Origin of the sequence: Microseira wollei NIES-4236 (assembly GCF_020521235.1) — a bacterium.
In the GTDB taxonomy this organism is placed as follows: domain Bacteria; phylum Cyanobacteriota; class Cyanobacteriia; order Cyanobacteriales; family Aerosakkonemataceae; genus Microseira; species Microseira wollei.
Genome location: NZ_BLAY01000088.1, coordinates 21,451 through 41,801 on the forward strand (window position 1 = coordinate 21,451; position 20,351 = coordinate 41,801).

Genomic DNA, 20,351 nt, shown 5'->3' on the forward strand with positions numbered 1-20,351 from the left:
TAAAAAGATAACTAGCAACTTGCGTTAGTAAGTTCCTACAGAATGCGAGATTTGCTCAACCAAATTGAGCATCAGGTGTGTGTATCTGGTTGCCCCCAGATACACACCCATTTTTTAGATCAGGAAATCTGCTTCTGTGATTGTGATCAGCGAACCACCTGCCCCATTTATCCGGGCGACCAATTCGATGTAATCAGGTATTTCTCCAGGGACGCCTTCATTCCGAACGCTGATAGTAACGCTGGAAGTACCGTTGCCACCGATAATCAGTTCGCTAAAGTCAGTGGCAAACTCATACTCGAGTAGGTCGATCCCATCTTGGAAATCAGTAATTAGGTCGCCAACAGGTTCTTGTTGCGGGGGTGGTGGTGGGAAAGTAGGCTCGACGGGTTCTAGCAAAAAGCCCGTGCTTGCTAACTGGAATAAGTCAGCATCAGCGCCGCCAGTCAGCGTATCGCGCAAACTTTGGGTTTCCGAATCTACACCACCATTGAGAATGTCAAAGCCTGGACCACCGATAAGGCGATCCGCACCAAAGCCGCCATTGAGGATGTCATTTCCGGCTTGACCATTGAGGACATCATTGCCAGACAACGAATCTGCTACACCGAAATCCCCGTAGATGGTATCATCGCCACCGCCCCCTAAAAGGCTGTCAACGCCTTCGCCGCCATCGATGAAGTCAGCATCAACACCACCAGTAATGGTTTCTAAACCAGGCCCACCGTAGAAGTAGGTCGGACCGCTGGTATCGCTGAGGATATCATTACCTTCTTCACCATAGAGGGTGTCTATACCATTGCCACCGACGAGAGAGTCATTGCCATCACCACCATAGAGGACATCATCGCCATCGTTGCCAATCAGGGTATCTGCTGCCCCAACAATTGAGTCTTGTGGGTCATCGCCATAGAGGACATCATTGGTGAAGCTACCAATGACATGGTCACTGCCAGCACCGCCTATTGCCGTATCGCCTTCGCCAGCGTAAACCCAATCGTTTCCAATTCCACCATCGAGGAAGTCTGGGCCATCGAGGGCATCATCGATGCCGGTACCGCCATAGAGAGTGTCGTTACCGGCTTCGCCATACACCGCGTCTTCGCCTGCATCGCCAAACAGTCTGTCAGCGCCACCGCCACCATGCAGGGTGTCTTTATCGTTTCCACCTCGGATCAAGTCATTACCGCCTAAACCAATTAGTGAGTCGTCGCCTCCGAAACCGCGTATCGTGTCGGCATTGGCAGTTCCTGTAAGGGTATCGGGATTTTCTGTTCCATTTCTGATAGCCATGATTTATTCCTCTGTTGTGAGATGAATTGGGTTATATCTGAGGGTGCGCGATGCACCAAAAAATCCGATAACTTGTTGCTTTTGTGAATCTCTCGATCTCTCCCCCTCTCCAAGATTTAGGAGAGGGGTGCATAAGGCATGGACAGGGGCAATAAAAGGTTAGTAATCATCAAACAAACTCCTGATTTAAAGGGGAACAAAGTCTGTTGCGGTGAACCTTGCGGGAAGTAACCCAGCCACAACCGCTAATTCTTCGCCAGTTGCAGTCACGGTGATGCGAGTACTACCCGTAGAAACACCACCTATGTTGAGATTGATGCGGCTAATAGTTAGGGCTTCAAAGCTGAACCCTGTTTGTAAGAAATCAATGCCATCTTGGAAGTCTGAGATGTAGTCGCCCAATTGCCCACTTAACCCGGAATCTTCCAACCTAAAGTAATCACCGCCCGCGTTGCCTGTAAGGGTGTCGCGTTGGATTTGTTCGGGGAGGTCATCGCCGCCATAGAGGGTGTCGCTGCCAGTCCCACCCAGAATGCGATCAACCCTTGCACCCCCATCGAGGAAGTCATTGCCAGCACCGCCGTTGAGGGTATCATTGCCAGCGACAACATCAATTCCGTCGCCATCAATGACGTCGTTGCCAGCCCCACCTAAGAGGCTGTCGGCTCCTTCTCCGCCCTCGATTAAGTCAGCATCTAATCCGCCGCTGATGGTATCGTTGCCCCCATCGCCCGACAGCGTATTTATGCCTAATTCGTCTGTCAGGAAGTCATTCCCTTCGCCGCCGTCCAGAAGGTCATCACCATCGCCACCGTTGAGGTAGTCATCCCCGGCAAAGCCAAAAATTTCGTCATCGCCCGCATCGCCCAGGAGGGAGTCATTGCCACCCGCACTCAAGGTATCTGCATCGCCGTAAATGGTGTCGCTGCCATCCCCACCCAGGATGGTGTCCGCACCTGCGGTGCCCAAGGTGTCATCGCCCAAGAGCAGGTCATTGCTCAGACTGCCATCGATGAAGTCACTGTCCCCGCCGCCTTGCAGCGTGTCTTCAAAAAAGCTACCTGTGATGGTATCCGAGCCTGCTTCGCCGTCGAGGGAACCTTCACCGGAAAGAACGTCATTGCCATCGCCGCCCAATACTTCATCCTCTGCGCCACCAAAGAGCCAGTCGTTACCAGCACCACCTAACAGGGTGTCTTTGCCATCCCCACCATCGAGGGTGTCAGCACCAGCACCGCCGTCGAGGAGGTCATCGCCTGCTTCGCCAAAGAGGCGATCGTTACCGCCCCCACCTAAGAGGTCGTCACCGTCATCCCCACCTAAAATCAGGTCATTGCCGCCTAAACCGGATAGGATGTCTTCTCCACCAAAACCCCGTATTGTGTCGGCATTGGCAGTTCCTGTAAGGGTATCGGGTAGTTCTGTTCCATTTCTAATTGCCATGATTTACCTCGCTTGATTGCCTGAATTTGCGTTGAATTTGGATGTGGCGAATGCAAAGAGCGATCGCAACAGGACTGAGGCGCGACGAGGCCAGAAACCGGGTTTCTTGGTAGATCTCTTCCCTGTCCCAACGATTTTTCACAGAAACCCGGTTTCTTTGCGTGGCGCAACCTACGAGAACAGGAAGGTAGTACCGGCTGAGTCGGTAATATTGGTAGCAATATCCGCTGGGGTAAAGTTAGTACCAGCCAGGGTGAGTAAAAGGTCGCCGGTGTTAAAGCCTGCGTTTCCGGCGATGCCGTCCCCAACTCGGAAAAACGTATTAGTCACTCCCGTAGTAGCATTTGTGACGGCTCGCACATCGATGTTGGCAATACCGCTGAAGGAAAGGAAGTCTCCCCCTGCGCCCGTCGTGAATCCGTTAATTCTGTCTTGCCCATCGCCGCTGGTATAGCGAATCGTGTCGCTGCCTACACCGCCAGTGATGGTGTCATTACCAGTACCGCCGACCAAAATATCATTGCCATCAGCGCCAGTCAGGATATCATTGCCACCGCCACCAAAGAGCGAATCAGCTGCAATTCCACCGTTGAGGTTATCATCGCCTTCACCGCCATCAAGGCTATCGGCACCCCCTGCTCCCAAGATGGTATCGGCACCACCATTGCCAAACAGGACATCGTTACCCAATGCTCCATTCAGGCTATTGTTGCCCTCGTTGCCTGTGATGCTGTTGGCGAGATCGTTACCCGTGCCGTTGATCGCAGTGCCTAGCAACACCAGGTTTTCCAAGTTGGTGCCTAAGATGTAATCGATGCCAGAAAGAACTGTATCGGTTCCTTCGTTCAGGTTTTCTGTAACGCTATCTCCGGTGCTATCGACGATGTAGGTGTCGTTGCCTGTGCCACCGCTCATGGCATCGTTACCTGTGCCGCCATCGAGGGTATCATCCCCACCATTGCCGCTGAGGGTATCGTTGCCATCACCACCGTTGAGGGCATTGTTGCCATCGTTGCCGGTGATGATGTTCGCAAGTTCGTTACCCGTGCCACCTTGGGCAGTACCGACTAAGGTTAGATTTTCTACATTGCTGCTTAGGGTATAAGTAGAAGCACTGGACTGAACTGCATCTGTGCCTTCGTTGGCGTTTTCTGTAATGATGTCGCCCGTGCTATCGACGATGTATGTGTCGTTGCCTGTGCCACCAATCAGCGAATCATCGCCAGTTCCGCCATGCAGGGTATCATTTCCACCCCCACCGCTCAGGGTATCGTTGCCGTCGCCGCCGTTGAGGTTGTTGTTCGCATTGTTACCAGTGATATTGTTAGCCAGATCGTTACCAGTGCCGCTGACTACGTTGCCTAGCAGGATCAGGTTTTCTACGTTGTTGCCTAAAGTATGGTTAGCGTTAGCGCGGACGGTATCGATGCCTCCGTTAGCGCTTTCGATGATGGTATCGCCAGCAGTGTAGACGTAGGTGTCGTTGCCACCGCCGCCGTTCATCCGGTCGGTGCCAGCACCACCGTCAATGTAATCATTTCCGCCACCACCGCTGAGGGTGTCGTTGCCTTCATTACCAAACAGGTTATCGTTGGGACTGGTGTCGCCGCTGCTGTTGAGGACGTTATCGCTAGCATCTCCAATGTATAAACCAACCGAATCGACTGCGATCGCACCCGTAAGAGTTGCGCCGACAAAATTGGCGCTGGAAAAGTCGCCGTTCGACAGGTTAGCGTTAGTTAGGTTGGCATTGGTGAAATTCGCACCAATAAAAGATCCCCGAAGAGCGATCCCTTCTGCATTGATTTGGGTGAAGTTTGCACCATCGAAATCACCCCCAGCGAATATCGCTCCTGTCAGATTCGTGACTGTTACCGTACCATTGGCAGCAACAAAGGGACTAAAGTTAGCGCCGCTGAAATTGAGATCTTCTGCGAACAAACTACTAAGATTTGCTCCCCGAAAACTGGCATTGGTAGCCGTTGCTGGATCGAGGGGATTGGTATCAGTCAAACTAACGCCACTCAAATTAGCTAAGTCAAAGATCGCGTTTTGCAGGATAGCATCTGTGAAGTTTGCTAATTGAAAATCAGCCCCTGTGGCGTTGACATTGACTAAAACGGTGTCCTCTATGTTCGCGTCGAAAAATATCGTATCGACTAAAGTCGCACCTGTAAAGTCGGCTCCTGTGAGATTCGCCAAAGACAAGTCGGCGCGAGTAAAGTTCGCCCCAGTCAAGTTAGGACGCTCAGACTGTTCGCCACTGATATTGGCTGATCGCAGAATCGCATCAGTCAGGTTGGCATTTGATAGATTGAGGTTGAATGAGTTGATCAGCGACAGATCTGCCTGTCTTAGATCTGCGCCGCTGAGATTGAGATCGACTGAGTTGATCTCGGTCATATTTGCCTGCCTCAGATCTGCGCCACTGAGATTGACATTCTCTAATGTTGCCTTGTATAAAGTAGCGGGTCCAAAGGTGGCATTTGGGGCAAAGATAGCTAGACGGGCATTGACACCAATCCAAATAGATTCAGCAAAGTTTGTGCCTCTAAGTTGGGTGCGAGTCCCCGCATTGTTGGGATCGAACCGGACGTTTTCTAGTCTAGCTTTGAAAAATGTGGAGCCGTTGAGGTTTTGACCTCTGAAGCTATTTCCTACTAAGTTTTGACCTTCAAAATTTAATACTGCCATGATGCAATCCTTGTCGAAAAGATAGAAATCCCTGGTTGGTAAAGTTTTGTCAGATGTGAGGAGCGATCGCCCGATAAATTTGTGTTCTTACGAGAACTGGAAGATCGGACGGTTGATTGGGTCAATGTTGGTGTTGACGTTTGCTGCAAAGAAGGATGTATTAACCAAAGAAATCAACAAACTACCTGTGCCAAATCCAGCGTTACCAGCAATGCCATCTCCGAGGCGGAATTCTGTTGTACCGCTGACTATACGCACATCAATTGCAGCAATGCCGCTGAAGGAAATGATGTCTCCTCCGGTTCCTCTGGTGAATCCGTTGATGATGTCGCTGCCATCTCCACTGCTGTAGCGAAAAGTGTCAATATCAGCGCCGCCATTGAGTGTATCGTTACCTAAACCGCCAACGAGGATGTCATTACCACCATCGCCATTGAGTCGATCGTTGTCAGCACCGCCAAACAGGGTATCAATACCAAACCCGCCGTTGAGAACGTCATTGCCGATGCCGCCGTCCAGATAATCATTGGCATCAAGTCCGTTGAGGGTGTCGTTGCCCTGATTGCCAAAGATATTATCGTTAGAGTTTGTGCCGTTAATCGTATTGTTAGCGGCGGTGCCAACTGTTAAACCGATCGCGCCCGTTGCAGTTGCACCTGTGAGATCTGCACCGAAGAAAGTGGCGTTGGTGAAATTAACGTTTGATAGATTGGCATTTACCAAACTGGCATTGATGAAATCGGTGTCAACTGCGATCGCACCACTCAGATTTGCCCCAGTGAGATTAGCACCAGTCAGGTTAACTTTAGACAAGTCAGCGTTTTGCAACCGGGCATTGGAGAAATTCGCGTTTGTAGCAACTGCATCGATTGCGATCGCACCTGTAAGAGTTGCCCCAGTAAAGGTAGCATTCGTAAAATCGCCAGTAGATAGATCGGCATTCAATAACTGGGCATTAGTGAAATTTGCATTCACCGCAGTTCCGTTGATGAAAGCTCCTTCACCGTTAATTTGAGTCAGGTTTGCTCCACTCAAATCGCTGTCATTAAATCTGGCTCCAGTCAGGTTTGTGACTGTCACGGTGCCATTAGCAGCTACAAAGGGACTGAAGTTTGCCCCGCTGAAATTGTCATCTTCTGCGATAAATCCACTCAAGTTAGCGCCCCGAAAACTGGTACCGCTGACATTGATTGGATCGAGGGGGTTGGTATCAGTTAGAGTAATGCCACTCAAATCAGCTAGGTCAAAGATCGAGTTTTCCAGGGTGACATCGGTGAAGTTCGCTAGCCGAAAATCCGCCCCAGTTGCATTCACATTGACCAAGACAATGTTTTCGATGTTCGCTCCTTGGAAATTAGCATTTATCAAGGTCGAACCTGTAAAGTCAGCAGCTTTTAAGTTAGCAATAGAAAAGTCGGCGCGGGTAAAATTAGCCCCTGTCAGATTGGGTCGATCGGACTGTTCGCCACTGAGATTGGCTTGAACCAGAATCCCATCAGTTAAATTAGCATTAGACAGGTTGATATTTAGGGTGTTGATCCCTGATAGATTGGCTTGTGTCAGATCTGCACCACTAAAATCGACATTCTCTAATGTTGCTAAGGATAAATTAGCGGGGCCAAAGCTGGCATTTGGGGCAAAGATAGCTTGACGGGCATCCACACCGATCCAAATAGATTCAGCAAAGTTAGTGCCTCTTAGTTGAGTGGGAGTCCCGGCATTGTTGGGATCGAAGCGGACGCTTTCCAATCTGGCTTTGAAAAAGGTGGAGCCGTTGAGGTCTTGACCTCTAAAGTCATTTCCGACTAAGTTTTGTCCTTCAAAGTTTAAAGCTGGCATGATGCAATCCTTTCCAGAAATATAATAGTTACGCTTGGAGCGACGTAACTTGAACGATTAATCTTGCTCGACTGATTTCAGGTAACCAGGTTGGCGAAAGCTTTGGCGATGCATTCGGACAGCGTGCCGGAGGCATCTCGCATCAAATCAAACCCTTTAAATCTCAACTTTGCTCATTCGCTTTCTGACTGTAAATCTGAGTATGTTTATTCTTTTTCTTCATTTAAATACTATTTAAACAACCTTTAATTGATTAAATATACCCTCGGAAAATTACATACGTCAACGATTGTGAGATATTTCTCATAATTCCTTAGAGTTTTCTAAGTAATTGCTTGGTTGCAGTATAGACAAAATTTGTTAAGCTTAAAAGTATATAAAACCTTTACCAGCAATGCTTTTCGGCTTGCTGGTAATCCTTTTTTATTTATAATTTAATGGAAATAAAAATAATGAAGACATCTATTTTTGGAGAAATAGAGTCAACACGATGCCAAATTGGCAAATTTTTAAAAGTAATTACACACCTATATCAATTCATAACCACCTCCTTAAGTTCCGCGTTTCCCACTCTGTACTAACGCAAGTTGCTAGTTATAAACTGCGGTGTTGCAAGCTTGCTCATTGCTCATTGCTAATCAAGGATTTTTACTCACAACTTGCCATTAGCCATTAGCCATTAGCCATTAGCTGCTATGCATGAGATAACTAGCAGCTTGAGTTACTAAGAGAACTGGAAGACAGGAATGTTGGTTGGGTCGATATTGGTGCTGATGTCAGCTGAGGTAAAGGAAGAATTGGCTAAGGTTATCAACAGCGCACCCTTGCCAAAATTGCCATTGCCAGCGATACCATCTCCCACTAGGAACAAGGTGTTGCTGCCCGATTGCACAACATCAATCGCAGCAATGCCACTGAAGGAAAGGATATCTCCCCCTATTCCGGTGAGAAATTGGTTTACCGTATCGCTACCATTACCACTGTTGTAGGAAATGGTATCTGTAGCACCATCCACACTTAAATTAATCGTTGCAGCTTGTGCATTAACTACAAACAGCCGCTTGGATGTGGGGTCGTAAGCGGAAATTTCCGCCGCACCTTGATTGAATATTCCAGTTGTATATCTACCAATTTCTGTGAGTTTAATTGTGTTTGCCATATCGCAGTCAGATTGCCGTACAAGATCTGATGTCATTCCAAGGTGGGAAATATGGGATTAAATCCATATTCCTAAGCAGATGTTTGTGAAGTTAGAAAATAAAGTCGGTAGCATCAACATTGCTGGCGGTGAAGTTTGCCAGGGTAATCGTATTTCCAGTGCCGAATACCGCACTGGAAATGACAGTGTTTACACCACTTTGAGTAACGGTCAAAGCTGCGAAGCTAGTTCCAAATGCTGCGAGGTTAATTTTGTCTGCATTATTGCCGAAAGCGTTAATGCGATCGCTACCAAATCCCGATGCAAAGACAAAGGTGTCGTTGCCTGCCCCACCATTCATGGTATCGTTGCCAGCACCGCCGACTAAGATATCGCTGCCATTACCACCAGTGAGGCTATCCGCACCTACACCACCATCCAGGTAATCATTACCAGCTCCACCATCGAGGGTGTCATTCCCCTGATTGCCAAAAATATTGTCATTGATCGCGGCACCAGTTAACAGATCAACGGTTCCATTCAAAGTATCGTTGCCCGAAGTACCGACCACAAGGGCTACGGCATCAACCGCGAGCGCACCTGTCAGATTTGCGCCCCTAAAATTGGCATTGGTGAAATTACCTTTCGACAGGTTAGCGTTAGTTAAATTGGCATTAGTGAAATTTGCACCAGTAGCGATCGCATCGGTGGTGAGTACTCCTGTCAGGTTGGCACCTGTGAAGTTAGCATTTGTCAAGTCAGCTGTCGTAAAGTCAGCGTTAAGTAGGTTAGCATTGGTGAAATTTGCACCAACCGCAGAGCCGTTAATAAAAACACCTTGTGCATTGGCTTGGGTGAAGTTCGCTCCACTTAAATCAGTATCATCAAATCTAGTACCAGTGAGGTTTGTAACTGTACTACCAGAGAAGCTAAAATTAGCACCAGTCAAAACGGCATCATCTATCAGCGCACCACTTAAATCTGCACCACGAAAGCTAACATTACCCGTTTGACCCGGTTCGAGTGGGGCATCACTCAGAGAGACACCACTCAAATTAGCGAGGTCAAAGATAGCGTTTTGCAGGGTAACATCTGTGAAATTTGTTTGTCGGAAGTCAGCACCTGTAGCATTGACGTTGACTAAAAGAGTCGCTTCCAGAATCGCTCCTTGAAGGTCAGCATTCGTCAGATTTGCACCTGTAAAGTCAGCTGCTTTCAGATTCGCCAAAGACAGGTCAGCGCGGGTTAAGTTAGCACCACGAAGATTGGGACGCTCAGATTGTTCGCCACTCAGATTAGCCTGCTGGAGAATGGCATCCGTGAGATTGGCGTTTGAAAAGTTAATATCTGATGTGTTAACCAGGGTCAGATTTGCCTGTCTCAAGTTGGCGCCACTGAAATTGACATTCTGCAACGTTGCTAGAGAAAAATTAGCTGGTGTGGGAAAGTTGGCATTCGGCGCAAAGATGGCATTTGAGGCATTAACGTTGCTCAGAAATGCTTCTGAGAAGTTAGTGCCTCTGAGCAGCGTACCAACTAATTGGACATCTGTAAGGCTAGCTTTGAAAAAAGTGGAGCCATTCAGATTTTGTCCGTTAAAGTTGTTGCCAACCAGTACTTGATTGCTAAAGTCAAAAGCTGTCATGGTATTGCAACTCACAAAAATTTAATTGGTTTGCAGTTTCAGAATTTACGCTGTCTTTTTTACTTCCACAGCTGGCGATCGCGAAGCAGTTAGTTTTGCCAAACTTTTGCGAGATGCGATCGCAACAGATTCATCTGTGGATTTGTGGCGATCGCCCAGGGTGCGGTCGGCATATCGCGCTTTCAATTACGAGAACTGGAAAACTGTTGTGTTAGTTGGGTCGATGTTAGTGCTGATATCCGCTGCCGTGAAGGTGGTGTTAACTAACGTGAGCAACAATTGACCTGTGTTGAAACCTGCATTTCCAGCAACGCCATCTCCGACGCGGAACAAAGTATTACCTGCGGCGTTTTGGAACAGATCAATGGCAGTAATACCGCTGAAGGAAAGGATGTCTCCCCCTGCGCCCGTCGTGAATCCGTTAATTCTGTCTTGCCCATCGCCGCTGGCATAGCGAATCGTATCGCTGCCTGCACCACCAGTGATGGTGTCATCGCCAATACCACCGACCAAAATATCGTTGGCATCACCACCAGTGAGGGAATCATTGCCACCCCCACCAAAGAGCGAATCAGCGCCACCTCCACCGTTGAGGTTATCATCGCCTTCACCGCCATCGAGGGTATCGGCACCTCCTGCACCTGTGAGGGTATCGGCGCCACCATTGCCAAACAGAATATCGTTACCCAATGCTCCATTCAGGCTATTATTGCCTTCGTTGCCTGTGATGGTATTGGCGATATCGTTGCCTGTGCCGTTGAGCGCGGTGCCTACCAGCACCAGGTTATCCAGGTTGGTGGCTAAGGTGTAGTCGATGCTGGAAAGGACTGTATCGGTGCCTTCGTTCAGGTTTTCAGTAATAATATCCCCGGCGCTATCGACAATATATGTGTCGTTGCCTGTGCCACCACTCATTGAGTCGTTGCCTGTGCCGCCATCGAGGGTATCATCACCAGCACCGCCACTCAGAGTATCGTTGCCTGCTTCTCCCTTGAGGATGTTGTTGCTCGCGTTACCCGTAATCGTATTAGCAAGATCGTTGCCAATACCCTCTATAGCTGTACCTGTGAGAGTCAGTCTTTCTATATGGCTGCTTAAGGTATAGGTAGACGCAGTAGACTGGACAGTATCGGTGCCTTGACTGGCAACTTCAAGAATTACGTCCCCAGAGCTATTGACAGTGTAGGTATCGTTACCTGCACCACCTTTCATCGTGTCATTGCCTGCGCCGCCGTTGAGATTATCATTACCAGCGCCGCCGTCGAGATAATCATCTCCTCCAAGTCCGCTGAGGTTGTCGCTGCCCTCAAAACCGAAGATATTATCCTTCTCTGCTGTGCCGTTGAGAGTGTTATTACCGCTATCCCCACGGATTAGACCAACGGTATCAACCAGAATCGCACCTGTGAGATCGGCATTTACTAAGGTGGCGTTTGTGAAGTTGACTTTCGATAGGTCAGCATTATTCAGTTTGGCATTGGTGAAATTGGCACCAATCGCAATTCCATCAACGAACTTCACACCCGTTAAATCAGCACCCGTGAAGTTGGCGGTGGAAAAGTCGCCTTTAGATAGGTCAGCGTTAACCAAGCGAGCATTGGTGAAATTCGCGCCAATGGCAGTCCCATTCAAGAATATGCCTTCTGCGTTGGCTTGGGTGAAGTTGGCTCCACTCAAATCGGTATCAGCAAATTTAGCGCCAGCGAGCTTTGTTGCGGTAACGGTGCCATTGGTAGCGACAAACGCACTAAAATCAGCCCCCGTAAAATTGGCATCATCTGCGAAAAAGTTGGTTAAATCGGCACCGCGAAACCTGAGATTGCCCGTCTGTCCTGGTTCGAGTGGGGCATCACTCAACGCGACACCATTGAAATTAGCTAGGTCAAAGATCGAGTTTTGTAGGGTAATATCTGTTAATTTTGCCAACCGGAAATCAGCACCCGTGGCATCCACGTTGACTACAAGAGTCGCTTCCATGTCTGCTTCTTCAAACTTGGCATTCCGCAGAATGCTACCTGTAAAGTCAGACGCTTTGAGCTTCGCTTTGTAGAAATCAGCTCCAGTAAAGTTTGCTCCAGCAAGATTGGGTCGCTCGGACTGTTCGCCACTCAGATTCGCTTCTCGCAAATTGGCGTTGGTCAGGTTGGCGTTTGATAGATTGATTTCTTTTGTGTTAACTAATGATAGATTTGCTCCGGTTAGGTTTGCTCCCTGGAAATTGACAAACTCTAAGGTCGCTTTAAACAAACTAGCTGGCCCAAAGTTGCTATTCGCTGCGAACACAGATCCCGCTGCATTCACATTGCTCATAAATGATTCTTCAAAGTTGGTGCCTCTTAGTAGCGTATTGACGAATTGGACACCATAGAGCTGAGCTTTGAAAAAGGTCGAGCCATTCAGGTTTTGACCGTTAAAGTTATTGCCTGTGAGTAATTGGTTGCTAAAGTTAAGTGCCGCCACTGCAAATAATCTCCTATCAGGTCTACAAAAAACATGCAAAAACTTGGAGCAAGCAAACAGCTTGACTTTAAATAAATCCGCTCGCGTGAAGTTAGCCCAAGACAGGTTGGTTCCCTGGGATTGTTCGCCGCTAGGATTGGCTTATTGCTAACTTGACCAATGCCAGTTGGCGTTTTACAGATTGATGTCTTCTGTGACTATCTTGAACAGATTTGCTGTTGGCAGATTCGCTCTACTGAGGTTGACGTTATTCAGCGTTGCCAGGGACAAATCAGCATCGATAAATTTGGCTATTGATGCATTGTAATTCAGTAGCTTAGCTGCTCCAAAATTCCTCCTTACCAGGATGGTGTTGCTCAGCTGGCAGTTTGTCCAAAGTTGATTGTAAAAATTGGCTTTGGTCAGGTTTTGACCGCTAAAAATCACTCTAACTAGATTTTGCCCGCTGAAGTTTTGTGGCATGGTAGACACCTATAAAGGGGGTTAAAAACAATCAAGAATGATTTCCCGATATCGGTGAATATCAGCTGACATGGCGGGCACACGATCCAAGTTTAATTTCGCTTAAATCCAAACTGTTGCTATTTTGACATATGGGCTTTTTTCCTACTACTCAAAATCGCAATTTAACCACGCAGCTTAAAATTTATATATCAAGGCGATCCCACTTGCTTGAGTTGCCATATTTTCACCCGCCAACAAAATCATAATCGCCAATGCATCCGGCACGCGCAAGGGACGCACTTACAATTTTCGGGTCTAGCCAAAACTGCTCAAATAGCCTCTGCGATCTGCTTCCCGCAAAATGGCATCAACCAAATATTTCTCGGTAGCTTTGAACAGATTTACCTAATTTTATGTTTAATAACTTGGGTTTGTCAATGTTTTTATTAAAATTTTTATGAATTTTTTATCTAGCGATTAATTAACACTAAAAAGCCAAAATATGGGGATGGACACCACCTTTGGTCGCGCCCTTAATCCCCATGCTAGTTGCTATTTTTTTAATGAATGAGTGAAATATAAGCCCCTAATTTTTCCAAAAATAGTGACTTAAAACAGCTAGTTTCGCCTTTTGTCAGATGCGTCGCGCGTGCGGTCGGCATATCGCATCCAATAAAACCCGTTGCCTCGATCGTAGGAAATATAAAACTTCCTAATTCGTCTAACTTTCCTAAGAGCCAACATTTGTGTTACAAATCTGGTTTTCTCTTCATCTGATCCTTAGACAATACGTTTTTAATTGACTCAATTAAACTTTTCTTGATTGTATATGTCAACAATTATGAGAAAATTCTCATACTTATTTAGAGGTTTCTAATTATTGTATGCTGCCGCTATAAATCCAAGGTTAATTAAGATTAAAAAGCAAAAAGCTGGGGATGGACGCTACCTTTTGGCGCGCCCTTAATCCCCAGGCTAGGTGTTATTGTTTAATTGAGCGCTGAAATATAAGCCCCTAATTTTCCAAAAAATATAGAGGCAACCCGAAGTAAAAAATACGCAGCATTTTTCCGCACGAACTTGAATGGCGAATCTTTACCCACTTACTTCCAGGAATTAGTTTCGCCAAAGTTTTGCGCCAGGCGCATCAAATGCGACTCGTTGCATCTTGTTATCATAGGCAGGCTTAGATCAACATAGCTGTCTAAAGCTAGAAGACACTAATCCAACCTAGCTGTGTTGCCAATTTGGCTTTTTACAACAAATTACCTCCAGGTATTATTCGTCGATTTCTAGCTGTCCAAACGACGATTTTTACCAGAAACCGCGAATATGAGGGTAATTCATACATCTAACTTGGTATTGGTCGCTTCTTGCTCGCTAAACTTGACTCCTACTAACGCAAGTTGTTAGTTATAAACTTCGGGGTTGCTAATGGCTAATTGCTAATTGCTAATTGCTAATATACGATTTTTACTGACATGAGCCATCAGCCATCAGCCATTAGCCATCAGCCATTAGCCATTAGCTCCTATGCATGAGATAACTAGCAACTTGAGTTACTAGATTTTGCCGACTGAACTTTCCCAGAACAGTTAGCACCTCAAAATAATTTTAAGGCGCGTGAAATTATTGGATTACCGTAAATTCCAAGCTCAGGGAAACTTTTGCTTTATAGGGCTGTCTATGTACGCTTAGGAGTCTTTCATCATCAGAAAAATGGGTAGAAACCCCGTCCTTATAGGACGGCTTTACAGTTACCACTACTGCCTTGGGGTTGCTTGAATCGGTGTACTTTTGTGTTGTACTTTCAGCGGGACAGTTACCGCCTCGAATCTTGCCACCCTGTACACATAGTGTTTTGCTCGCCATTAGCCTCCCTTTCGGGGTAAAGTTAGCAAGGCCAATGTTTTAAGAGCTTGTTAGACTTGCAGCACTGTTTCAGTGACCTTAAAACTGTTTAACTGCAAATGACAGAGCAGGGAACTAGCTACGCATTCTCCGGTGTCGTGACTCAAAAAACCTAGACAAGGAAAGTCTTAGGCTGGTCAGGATGGCTTGTTAGATTTCTCTTCCAAGCCTCATGCCTTTAGGCTGAGGTTCCTGACAAGAGTAATATCCAGATTTGATAACTTTTGATAGTTGAGCAGCTCAGATATAAGTTGTCAATATAAAAACGGCAAAAATTGCCAACTTCCTACTTTTCGTACTTTTCGTACTTTTCGTACTTTTCGTACTTTTTGTACTTTTCCTACTTTTCCACCTAACCCAAGTTGTGCGATGGCTCTACCTTGGTTTATTTCGTGGTTTTAGTTGTAAAAGTAACCAATTTTTCTGCGAGCTGCTGCGAGCTAATTAATACCAAGTTGTGCCTCAGAATAGTAGAAGTTTACTTCGCTCTTTTCTCTGTTGTTTATTTGTCCCTTATATCCACTATCTTAGAAAGCAGCTTGCTAGAGCGAGCATCAAAATTATTTGATTTTATGGCGTTACGAACAAAATAGAGTAGTAACTAAGACTCAACATTAGCCAAATAAAAATAAACAGATGACAAGCGGCTGTATCAATTTCTACGGAACTGGGGCAAGAAATGCGGTATGGTCTTGTCAGAGCAGAATGTCAACCAGGATACAAAACCATGCGCGTCGAGCAGTTGCAGGCATTCCTAGCGATCGCTGAAACTGGCAGCTTTCAGAAAGCAGCGCGATTTTGCGGCGTCACTCAATCGACGATTAGTCGGCAGATCCAGTCGCTAGAAGCAGATCTGGGATTGCCGCTATTTCATCGCAGCGCGCAAGCAAAGCTAACGCTGGCGGGGGAAAGGTTTTTGCCCCGGGCGCGGAAAATCTGTCAGGAGTGGGAGAATGCGACGCAGGAATTAGCAGAGTTATTGGCGGGAAAACAGCCAGAACTGTGCATTGCAGCAATTGCATCGGTTTGCGCTCATCACTTACCGCCGGTTTTGCGCCAGTTTTGTAAGGATTACCCGGATGTACAATTAAGAGTGACTTCGTTGGGAAGCGATCGGGCGTTGAAAGTCCTCAAAGATGGATTGGTGGATCTGGCAATTGTGATGAACAACCGTTTTTTAACCGCCAGTCCAGACATGGTGGTGGACATTTTGTTCAACGAACCCGTGCAAGTATTGATGGCAGCGAACCATCCCCTCAGTCAGTACGAACAAGTACCTTGGTCAGAAATCACCCGTTGCCCACAAGTTGTATTTAAGGATGGCTACGGGATGCAACGCTTGGTACAAGAGCAATTTCACCGACAAGGGGCAAAGCTGCAAGCGGTGTTGGAACTCAATACCCTCGATGCATTCCGGGGTATCGTGCGCGAAGGAGATGCGATCGCTTTGTTACCCGAATCAGCGGTATTCGATGCGCGTTACGATCCAACTTTAGCAGTGCGCCCGACGGGGGAACCCACCTTGAGGCGTCAAGTAGTGTTGGTGACGACAAGCGATCGGATCTCCATTCCCCCGATTAAACACTTCCGCCAGCTAGTCCACCAGATGCTAGGAATTCAGTCAGAATCAGAAAAGCATGTTTTGCTAATGGCTAATAGCTAATGGCTAATAGCTAATGGCTAATGGTTCAATGAATAGAGCTAGCGATCGGCAATTAGCAATCAGCAATCAGCAATTAGCAATTAGCAATGAGCAAAGAATTTAGAGAACTGGTCAAAAAAATCGGCAGCGGTTCCCACACGGGGGAAGATCTGACTCGTGAAGAAGCAGCTGCCGCCACTCGGATGATGCTGGAACAAGTTGCTACTCCGGCGCAAATAGGGGCGTTTATGATTGCTCATCGCATCAAGCGCCCCACGGGAGAAGAATTAGCGGGAATGCTGGATGCTTACGCAGAATTGGGGCCAAAATTGCCACCGAGTTCGCGCCACGAGTACCCGGTAACGGTTTTGGGAATTCCTTACGACGGGCGATCGCGCACTGCGCCCATCAGTCCCCTAACTGCATTGATTTTAACCGCTGCTAATGTGCCAGTAATCTTGCATGGGGGCGATCGCTTACCGACTAAATACGGCGTCCCCTTGGTGGAAATTTGGCAAGGTTTGGGCGTAGACTGGACTCACAATTCCTTAGAGCAAACCCAGTCGGTGTTTGAAACAACGGGGTTGGGTTTTGTTTATTTACCTCGCCATTTCCCCCAAGCGCAACGGATATTTACCTATCGCGACGAAATTGGTAAGCGTCCGCCTTTGGCGACGATGGAGTTAATTTGGTGTCCGTATGCTGGGGATGTGCGTTTGATAGCTGGGTACGTGCATCCGCCGACGGAAAATATGTTCCAAACTGCGATCGCCTTGCGGGGAACTCCCAGGTATTTAACCAGTATTAAGGGATTGGAAGGTAGCTGCGATTTACCGCGAGATCGCACTGCTATTATCGGTATTGTTAAACCCGACGCCCCCTTTGAACGCTTACTATTAGCCCACGGCGACTACGGTTTTAGCAACATAAATCCTGCCTTGGAACCGACAGAAACTTTGGTAAAACAAATAGAATCGGTATTGCAAGGCGAACCTTCAGAACTGATGCAATCTGCGCTTTGGAATGGCGGATTTTATCTGTGGCATTGCGGCGTCACTCCCGATATGAATTCGGGTATTGCTGAAGCTAAAACCCTGCTGAATAGCGGACATGCGGCTAAAAAACTCCAGGAAATTCGCGCAGCTGTAGCATCACATCAAGCGGTGATGAGTTATTGAGCGATCGCTGCCATAAAAGCTGCTAGCGTTGATTGCTAATTGCTAATTGCTCGCAATTCAATTGCCAGAGATCAGCCATTAGCGATTAGCTATTAGCAGTTACACAACCGTTGCCTCAGGACATGATATTACGCAAAGAAACCGGGTTTCTGTGAAAAATTGTTGAGCAAATAAAGAGATCTAGGTCGAAACCCGGTTTCTTTTGGCCCCTACTGCCAATGATATCATGTCCGGTTGAATACTTATAATTCGAGCTGACGCCCAGACGCTAAGGACGCTCTGACGCGGAGACGTTTTTAATTACAAGTAATTAACCGGACATGATATGAATCCAATTACCAATTACCAATTACCAATTACCAACGTCACAATTTATAACTAGCAACTTGTGTTAAATTATGATTGCTTTAAATTCCCAACTCGAATCTCAAAGCTCAAAACTATTTCTCTCCGCTGTTATCCTTGCTGGCGGTAAAAGTTCTCGGATGGGGCAAGATAAAGCCCTGATTCCTTGGGATGGCATTCCTTTACTTCAGAGAGTTTGTCAAGTCGCCTCCCAATGCTGCCAGCAAGTTTACATTATCACCCCTTGGCCTGAACGATATCAAGAGATTTTGACTGATTTTAATTATCAATTTCTGGTAGAATCAAATCCAGGACAAGGGCCTTTAGTTGCCTTGGCTCAGGCATTGGCTGAAATTCCTAGTGAGTGGGTTTTACTTTTAGCCTGCGATCTGCCTTTATTGCAGGTAGAAATTATTCGAGATTGGGCGGATCGGTTAAATAATATACCTGGTTCTATTTTAGCCAATGTGCCGCAGCAGGAAACTTTTTGGCAACCTACTTGTGGGTTTTATCGCCGCGAAGCTTTACCCGAATTACAGAAATTTATTCAAGCAGGGGGGCGTTCGTTTCAAACTTGGCTAGAGCAAATACCCGTAGCTCCTATTTTAGTAGATGAGCAGTTAAGTAACATGTTGTTTAATTGCAATAGGCCAATGGATTTGAAAAAGGGGAATTGGTAATGGGAATTAAAAAGTAAAATCATCGTTAATAAAAATCCAGGTTATGCAGAAAAAATTATTGAATTAAAGTTTGACAAGCTGTCAAACTTTAAGATGATCGTATTATCAACAGATTGGGCAGAAAAATTCAACTATAATCTGAGCGACAAAACCTTGTAAGAGAGGCGTAACGGTTATGACACCTCTGCCCAATTACCGTCCCAAACAGCTTTCATTAGGGCCATTGGAAGCAGAAATTTTGCACATTGTTTGGGAACTGGGAACGGCTACAACTAAAGACGTACACGAACGCATTATGATCGATCCAGACCGGGAATTAACCTATTCGTCGGTGACAACTGTACTGCGTCGCTTGAGCGAAAAAGGTTGGCTAGAGTGCGATAAAACTAAGCGCTCGTTCGCTTGGCAAGCTTTAATTTCGCGCCAGCAGGCGCAGGCGTTAAAGGCATACGATCAGTTGCAGCGATTTCTGGCATCTGCTAACCCTGATATTGTAGCGGCGTTTGCGGATAGTCTGGACTCAGCAAGCTGCGAACAATTAGAAGCGATCGCACTGCGTATAATGGCTGTGCGTAAAGCAAGGGAGGAACAACAATAATGCACCTAATCATCATCCTGGCAGCACTTTTGTTAGCCTGGTATCTCCGATTGCAATGGTCTGATTCAGCACAAAATTGGGCAAAACGTTGGCAATGCGCCCTATTATGTTTTGCCCTTCCCCCGCTGCTGTTGATAATCACAGCGGCTTCGATCCTCTGCATGGGACCAAATGGATATATGGCAGATTTGGACAATGGATTGTTTAGCTATTTCTTAGCTTTGGGTTTTGCCGCCTGGGCGCTAGTAAAATGTCTGCAACTGGCGTTCCGGGGATATGGTGGCGTGCAACAAATTCGCGCTTCAACTCAAACTAATATCGGCGATAAATCTGCCCGCATTTTGGATACATCTGCTTTATTTTCGGCTCAAATTGGGTTTTGGCAACCTGAATTAGTTGTCAGTCAAGGGTTGTTACAAAAGCTGGATATGCCGCATCTGGAGGCAGTATTAGCTCACGAACAAGGGCATTATTATTACCGGGATACGTTTTGGTTTTTCTGGCTGGGTTGGTTGCGTTCTTTCACTTCTTGGTTGCCAAATACAGAGGCGTTGTGGGAAGAATTATTAGCTTTGCGAGAACTGCGTGCAGATCGTTGGGCAGCCAATCGCGTCGATCCGCTGTTGTTGGCTGAATCTTTATTGTTTGTTGCCAGCGACCGGGTACAAATGGTGGAACATTTCTGTGCTGCATTTAGTCAATCTGTGGGGCGAAATCGCTTGCAGGAAAGGATAGAAGCGCTGTTGACACCTGATGCTTCACCTGGTTTAAATTGGTGGGATTGGAGTTGGTTGTTGTTGGCGTTTGTGCCGTTGTTTGCTGTGCCTTTTCATGGGTGATTTTGTCAGTAGTTTAATTGTGTAGTTAACGCAGTGTAACGCACCATTTTTGCTGGTGCGTTACGGCGCGGCTTCCCATTTTTTGCCAAAATTGCCCCAGAATATGATGTCCTTAGGCAACGGTTGTGTAACTGCTAATAGCTAATCGCTAATGGCTGCTCTGGAGGCAATTGAAAAGCGAGCAATTAGCAAGCGAGCAATT

The 20,351-nt window shown here is 46.8% G+C and carries 15 protein-coding genes; 5 read left to right on the plus strand and 10 right to left on the minus strand.

Annotated features, from left to right (window positions below; all coding sequences use genetic code 11):
- Positions 1–114: 114 nt before the first annotated feature.
- From MiSe_RS26360 to MiSe_RS26425, 10 genes are all read right to left on the minus strand, one after another.
- Complete coding sequence (locus tag MiSe_RS26360) at positions 115–1,293, minus strand: calcium-binding protein (RefSeq protein ID WP_226586180.1); 1,179 nt, start codon at positions 1,291–1,293, stop codon at positions 115–117.
- A 186-nt stretch (positions 1,294–1,479) separates the two neighbouring features.
- Complete coding sequence (locus tag MiSe_RS26365) at positions 1,480–2,736, minus strand: calcium-binding protein (protein WP_226586181.1); 1,257 nt, start codon at positions 2,734–2,736, stop codon at positions 1,480–1,482.
- Positions 2,726–2,878 carry a hypothetical protein gene (locus MiSe_RS26370; RefSeq protein ID WP_226586182.1) on the minus strand — a complete coding sequence of 51 codons (153 nt, stop codon included), beginning with the start codon at positions 2,876–2,878 and terminating at the stop codon, positions 2,726–2,728. Before MiSe_RS26370 ends, MiSe_RS26365 begins: the two co-directional genes overlap by 11 nt.
- Before the next feature lie 29 nt (positions 2,879–2,907).
- Positions 2,908–5,430 (minus strand): pentapeptide repeat-containing protein, encoded by a 2,523-nt coding sequence (locus MiSe_RS51190; RefSeq protein ID WP_264196700.1) that lies wholly within the window; start codon positions 5,428–5,430, stop codon positions 2,908–2,910.
- An 87-nt stretch (positions 5,431–5,517) separates the two neighbouring features.
- Positions 5,518–7,269 (minus strand): pentapeptide repeat-containing protein, encoded by a 1,752-nt coding sequence (locus tag MiSe_RS26395; protein WP_264196701.1) that lies wholly within the window; start codon positions 7,267–7,269, stop codon positions 5,518–5,520.
- 724 nt (positions 7,270–7,993) lie between these two features.
- Positions 7,994–8,428 carry a hypothetical protein gene (locus MiSe_RS26400; RefSeq protein WP_226586183.1) on the minus strand — a complete coding sequence of 145 codons (435 nt, stop codon included), beginning with the start codon at positions 8,426–8,428 and terminating at the stop codon, positions 7,994–7,996.
- A 91-nt stretch (positions 8,429–8,519) separates the two neighbouring features.
- Complete coding sequence (locus MiSe_RS26410; RefSeq protein ID WP_307731541.1) at positions 8,520–10,052, minus strand: pentapeptide repeat-containing protein; 1,533 nt, start codon at positions 10,050–10,052, stop codon at positions 8,520–8,522.
- 45 nt (positions 10,053–10,097) lie between these two features.
- On the minus strand, positions 10,098–10,238 hold the full coding sequence (locus MiSe_RS26415; protein ID WP_226586184.1) for a hypothetical protein: 141 nt from the start codon (positions 10,236–10,238) through the stop codon (positions 10,098–10,100).
- Complete coding sequence (locus MiSe_RS26420; protein ID WP_226586185.1) at positions 10,239–12,512, minus strand: pentapeptide repeat-containing protein; 2,274 nt, start codon at positions 12,510–12,512, stop codon at positions 10,239–10,241.
- 174 nt (positions 12,513–12,686) lie between these two features.
- Entirely contained in the window at positions 12,687–12,974 is a 288-nt protein-coding gene (locus MiSe_RS26425; RefSeq protein ID WP_226586186.1) for a pentapeptide repeat-containing protein, read from the minus strand.
- A gap of 2,620 nt (positions 12,975–15,594) precedes the next feature.
- Between MiSe_RS26425 and MiSe_RS26430 the strand changes: the two genes are divergently transcribed.
- From MiSe_RS26430 to MiSe_RS26450, 5 genes are all read left to right on the plus strand, one after another.
- The gene (locus MiSe_RS26430) at positions 15,595–16,530 is read left to right on the plus strand and encodes a LysR family transcriptional regulator (protein WP_226586193.1); all 936 of its coding nucleotides are present in this window, start codon (positions 15,595–15,597) and stop codon (positions 16,528–16,530) included.
- Positions 16,531–16,616: 86 nt separating this feature from the next.
- Complete coding sequence (locus MiSe_RS26435; protein WP_226586187.1) at positions 16,617–17,687, plus strand: anthranilate phosphoribosyltransferase family protein; 1,071 nt, start codon at positions 16,617–16,619, stop codon at positions 17,685–17,687.
- 398 nt (positions 17,688–18,085) lie between these two features.
- Positions 18,086–18,712 carry a molybdenum cofactor guanylyltransferase gene (locus MiSe_RS26440; protein WP_226586188.1) on the plus strand — a complete coding sequence of 209 codons (627 nt, stop codon included), beginning with the start codon at positions 18,086–18,088 and terminating at the stop codon, positions 18,710–18,712.
- 175 nt (positions 18,713–18,887) lie between these two features.
- The gene (locus MiSe_RS26445) at positions 18,888–19,310 is read left to right on the plus strand and encodes a BlaI/MecI/CopY family transcriptional regulator (protein ID WP_226586189.1); all 423 of its coding nucleotides are present in this window, start codon (positions 18,888–18,890) and stop codon (positions 19,308–19,310) included.
- Positions 19,310–20,149, plus strand: coding sequence for a M56 family metallopeptidase (locus MiSe_RS26450; RefSeq protein ID WP_226586190.1), 840 nt, complete (start codon positions 19,310–19,312; stop codon positions 20,147–20,149). Before MiSe_RS26445 ends, MiSe_RS26450 begins: the two co-directional genes overlap by 1 nt.
- The last annotated feature ends 202 nt before the right edge of the window (positions 20,150–20,351 follow it).